Below are 4,538 nucleotides of genomic sequence, written 5' to 3' on the forward strand. Positions count from 1 at the left end.
TTATTTCGACCAACTTGGCCTACCCCGACTCTCATGACCTCAACTTCTCGAACCGCCCGGTGCGGACCCGCATGCCGGGTGGTGTGGGAGGGGCTCGGTCAGGCATACTGACCGCCCCTATCCCTATTCGGCGAAGCTTCGCGTTCGTTTGTGGTGTTCCCCCGCGCCACGCGGGGTTCGGCGCCGATCTGCATCTGCCACACCTAGGCCGCGCGGCGTCCTGAAGGGCGATTCGCGCAGCAAGAGCGAGGTGCGCACGCGCGCCCGCATTCGGCGAACCTCCGACCCGCAGGAGCCGCTGCCTGGCACCCTCGCGGCCGACGAAACCGCCGAACAGGGGTGGGACGGTATCGAGCTTCCGGCCTCGACGTGGTGCGCCGAGGAAGTGCCGTACATGAAGCTGCGCGAGTTCAAGCACAGCTACGGCGAGCGTGATCGCGTGCCGACCCTGCTGACGCTCGAAGATACGGAGCCGCGCCCCTGGGATCAGTCATCGCAGGACGGCGAGAGCTTCGACAGCTACGACCAGTTCGTGTCGAACGGTCAGATGCCGACTCGGTGGGCGCCGCGGATCGATGCCATGACGACACCACCTGTTGACGGAGAGCTGCAAGCCTCTCAGCGCGAGGTTCAGCCCCCTGACGCGAGCCGGCGAAGGCGCTCCGACTCGGCACGGGCTTCAGCCAGCAACTGGCCCCAGCCCGACGGCGGGCGGCCGCCGTCGAGCATCCTGCGAAACACCCGGTAGGCGTCGTCGGCGCTGTCGTACGCCCGCTTCGTGTTCTCGTCGTTGACCCAGGCGTAGACGATCACGCGGCCTTGCGCGTGGTAGCGGAAGAACAGCCGGTACTGTTGGAAGAACTTGGCCCGCAACCAGTGCTTGTGCTCGTCGCCGAGCGTGTTGCCCTGGCGGTACTCCGGCCGGGTGGGATCCTGAGGGATCACGTCGAACGCCAGCTTGGAGATGGCCGCCAAGCGCTTGGCGGCGTTCTTCTTGACGTAGCCGGTCGGGTCCTTGCGCCTGAGCGCCTCGACCTGCGCGGTCAGGGCGTCAAGCTGGTCGAGGAAGATCGGGTGAGCGAAGAGCGTCCAGCCGCTGACGACCAACGGGGCGCCGCTCATTCATCGTCCGCCGACAGCGGAGCCTCGAGATCCACCTCGACACCACTGACCAGCGCCTGGATGCGCTGCGCGAGGCCAGCATCCACGGCCTTCAGCCGCTCCGGATGCTCGGCCATGTCACGGGCCAGGAGGCCCAGAAACGGCATCAGCGCCGGGTCGTCGCCATCGCCAGGGGCCGCGCGCGTGAGCACGACCTCACCGTTCGGACGGATGGTGTAGTGGATCTTGTCGCGCTTGGAGAGGCGCAGCGCGCGACGCACGGTTTCCGGCACCGTTGTCTGGTAGCGGTCGGTCAGCGTCGATTCGGCTTCGAGGGTGGGGGGCATGGTGCTTTTCCCGCTGCGAGCTTCGGGGCAAGAATAATGCGATTGCATTTTCATGTCAATGCAAATGCATTGCATTCCCGAGTGCCGTGATCACTCCCCCGCTTCCTGGGCGCGACACGGACAGATCGCTGGTCCCGTCTGATCGACGGCGGACTTGCGCATGGCGCTCGAACCGCTCGACCTCGCATACCAGATACCGAGGGTGCTCGCCGATCCGCCACGCCGGTGGCTCGATGGTAGCATCGCATACCAGATAGCCGCGTGCGGGCTGCAGCCATCCTGAGCAGGAGACGGACATGACCGGTCGGGCGTATCCCTTGAGGCGCATGGTGATGGGGGTGTTGATGGCCACAGTGGCCGGCGGGGTGTCGGCGCAGACGGTGCCGGAGTGCGAACACGAAGCGGAGGTCAAGGAGCGTTTTTTGCCCGTGTCTCTGTTGACGGGAACGCCCGCGCCGCCCGACGACGCATTGCGGATGGATCCCGTGCAACGGCGATACCCGTTCGTCGCCACCGTGGAGGGCGGCGGCGCCCCGCGCATGCAGGAGACGACGCTGGAGGGCCCCGTCGAATACCGAACCGCCTACGGTCCAACCGTGCAGGCCTACCGGCGCACGGTACCCGATGCGCGCGAGGTCGTGGCCATCACCTTCGAGGGCGAGGCGATGGGCCGGGTGGAAGATTCCCGCATCGGTGCCATGCGCGAGGCCAAGTTTCCGATCGGCCGCTGGAAACAAGGCGAGACGCGCACCTTCACGGTCACCTACTACACGCCGCGCGGTACCTTCGAGAACCGCACCAGCATCACCATCGAAAAGCTCAGTTGCCGTTACGAGGGCACCGCGGGGGCGGTGCAGTTTCGCTGGAAGGTCGAAGACGGCCGACGCGGGGACTACCGCTATGTCTTTGCGCCGGGGCGCGGGCTGGTTATGGTGCACGTGTTCAAGCGCGCGGGCTCCTGACCCGCGGTGGTGGCGCGCCTGCCGTTACCATCGGCGCCCATGTTGCGCGTCACCACCCTCAACCTCAACGGAATCCGCTCTGCCGCCAGCAAGGGGCTGGAGGACTGGGTCGCCGCCACGGCGCCGGACCTGCTGTGCGTGCAGGAGCTCAAGGCCCAGCCCCCCGACATGGCCGGCCGTTTCGACACCCTGGCGGGTCTGCGAGGGTATTTTCACTGCGCCGTCAAGAAAGGCTACTCGGGGGTGGGCATCTACAGCCGGTACGAACCCAGCGACGTCGTCATCGGCATCGGCGTGCCCGAGTTCGACGCCGAGGGGCGCTACCTGGAGCTGCGCTTCGACACCCCCGCGCGGCGCTTGAGCGTCGTCAGCGTCTACTTTCCCAGTGGATCGTCGAGCGACGAGCGCCAGCAGGCCAAGTTTCGTTTTTTGGATGAGATCACGCCACAGCTGGCGCGCCTGGCGGCCGAGCGTGAATGCCTGGTCTGCGGCGACATCAACATCGCCCACACCGAAAAAGATCTGAAAAACTGGCGCGGCAACCAAAAAAACAGCGGTTTTTTGCCCGAAGAGCGGGCCTGGATGACGCGGCTGCTGGCCAGCGGCTGGGTGGACGTGTACCGCCGCCTGTACCCCCACGCCGAAGGCGAAGGCTACACCTGGTGGAGCCAGCGCGGCCAGGCGTGGGCCAAAAATGTGGGCTGGCGCATCGACTACCATCTGGCCACCCCGGCGCTGGCGGCGGTGGCGCGCAGCGCCTTTGTGTACAAGGCGCAGCGCTTCAGCGACCATGCGCCGTTGACCGTCCGCTACGAAATGGGGTTGTGAGGCCTGCTTGTTGCGCGAAAGCGACAGTTTGGTCGGCATTGGGGGCAACCCTAGCCGAAACCCGCTCCGTATCTGGTGAAATACGGTCTAGCCTCCACGCGGAGGCCGGTCGGGCAGACCCCGGCCCCCGTTTCCTACTCTGGACAACTCTTGGAGAGATTCGAATGAAAAAGACTCTGATCGCCCTGGCCGCCGTTGCGGCCACCGGCGCTGCTTTTGCTCAGTCGTCGGTGACTCTGTATGGTGTGGCCGATATTGGTCTGCAAGATACCAACGCACCCGGGACCAAGGTGCAACTCAACAGTTCGAAGACGATGAACAACGGATCGTCCCGCTGGGGCCTGCGTGGCACCGAAGATCTGGGTGGCGGTCTGAAGGCCGGTTTCAACTTTGAGGCGCAGGTGTGGCTGGACGACGGTGCGGTCAAAGAAAGCACTGCTCTTAAGCCTAAGCAAGGAAATTACTTCGACCGCGCTGCTTACATGACGCTGTCGGGCGGTTTCGGTGAACTGAGCCTCGGCCGTCGTCTGAACCCGGCGCTCTACACCGCTGCGGCTTGGGAACTGACCGGCGCTGCCAACTACTCGGCCGGCCTTAGTCAGTTCGGTGCCGGGCTGGCCGGGGCGCGTACCAGCGACATGATCATGTACACCTCGCCCAACATGAATGGCTTCGTGGTCCAGTTTGGTCACCGCCTCAAGGGTGACAACGGTACCAAGGCCAGCAACGATCTGTCGCTGCGCTACGCGCAAGGCCCGCTGTCGGTGGCCTTCAACTACAACAACAACGCGGGTAATCCGGGTAACAACAAGCACTTGGGCGCGAGCTACGACTTCGGCGGCTTCAAGCTGGCCGGTGCGTGGATCGATCCAGCGGGTGCTGCGAAGGGCTTTGCGATCGGCGGCACCGTTAAAGTTGGCACCGTGTCGCTGACGGCAGACTTCGCGCGTGACACGAACGCCGACGACACCGACTTCGTGCTGGAAGCCAAATACCCGCTGTCCAAGCGCACCTTCGCCTATGCCGCCTACCTGCAAGACGGCAAGAAGAAGCCCGGTGCGCTCGGCGCGACCCCTGCAAAAAATATCAACGGCTTCGGTCTGGGCATCCGCCACAACTTCTGATCGGTTGACTGCCGGTTCCCTCAACCCGCTGCCCCGCAGCGGGTTTTTTATGTGCGCCCGGCACGGGCGCACTCTTGGAGGTGAAAGTCCTCCCGTAAGTTGATCACAGCGAACGAAGCGAAGCGCAACTGCAAGAGGGTGACCGATTGTGGGGAGGAAGCGTGGAGCGAAGCTGC

Annotated in this window: 5 protein-coding genes; 3 read left to right on the forward strand and 2 right to left on the reverse strand. The window is 64.8% G+C overall.

Annotated elements, in window-relative coordinates; genetic code table 11:
- Positions 1–630: 630 nt before the first annotated feature.
- A complete protein-coding gene (locus tag Tther_RS12700) occupies positions 631–1,122 on the reverse strand; it encodes a type II toxin-antitoxin system YhaV family toxin (protein ID WP_143904446.1) in 492 nt (163 codons plus the stop codon).
- Complete coding sequence (locus Tther_RS12705; protein WP_143904448.1) at positions 1,119–1,448, reverse strand: type II toxin-antitoxin system PrlF family antitoxin; 330 nt, start codon at positions 1,446–1,448, stop codon at positions 1,119–1,121. The genes Tther_RS12700 and Tther_RS12705 overlap by 4 nt, the downstream gene beginning before the upstream one ends.
- A 296-nt stretch (positions 1,449–1,744) precedes the next feature.
- Between Tther_RS12705 and Tther_RS12710 the strand changes: the two genes are divergently transcribed.
- The 3 genes from Tther_RS12710 to Tther_RS12720 all read left to right on the forward strand — a co-directional run bounded on the left by Tther_RS12710 (position 1,745) and on the right by Tther_RS12720 (position 4,362).
- Entirely contained in the window at positions 1,745–2,410 is a 666-nt protein-coding gene (locus tag Tther_RS12710) for a hypothetical protein (RefSeq protein ID WP_143904450.1), read from the forward strand.
- Positions 2,411–2,449: 39 nt separating this feature from the next.
- Positions 2,450–3,238 (forward strand): exodeoxyribonuclease III, encoded by a 789-nt coding sequence (locus Tther_RS12715; protein ID WP_143904452.1) that lies wholly within the window; start codon positions 2,450–2,452, stop codon positions 3,236–3,238.
- Between the two features lie 164 nt (positions 3,239–3,402).
- Complete coding sequence (locus Tther_RS12720) at positions 3,403–4,362, forward strand: porin (protein WP_143904454.1); 960 nt, start codon at positions 3,403–3,405, stop codon at positions 4,360–4,362.
- Positions 4,363–4,538 lie beyond the last annotated feature (176 nt).

Source organism: Tepidimonas thermarum, from assembly GCF_007556705.1.
Taxonomy (GTDB): domain Bacteria; phylum Pseudomonadota; class Gammaproteobacteria; order Burkholderiales; family Burkholderiaceae_C; genus Tepidimonas; species Tepidimonas thermarum.

What these genes read in the sequence shown, in the direction of transcription:
- Tther_RS12700 (WP_143904446.1), bottom strand. Translation starts at nt 1,122, where the DNA reads ATGAGCGGCGCCCCGTTGGTCGTCAGCGGCTGGACGCTCTTCGCTCAC.
- Tther_RS12705 (WP_143904448.1), bottom strand. Translation starts at nt 1,448, where the DNA reads ATGCCCCCCACCCTCGAAGCCGAATCGACGCTGACCGACCGCTACCAG.
- Tther_RS12710 (WP_143904450.1), top strand. Translation starts at nt 1,745, where the DNA reads ATGACCGGTCGGGCGTATCCCTTGAGGCGCATGGTGATGGGGGTGTTG.
- Tther_RS12715 (WP_143904452.1), top strand. Translation starts at nt 2,450, where the DNA reads ATGTTGCGCGTCACCACCCTCAACCTCAACGGAATCCGCTCTGCCGCC.
- Tther_RS12720 (WP_143904454.1), top strand. Translation starts at nt 3,403, where the DNA reads ATGAAAAAGACTCTGATCGCCCTGGCCGCCGTTGCGGCCACCGGCGCT.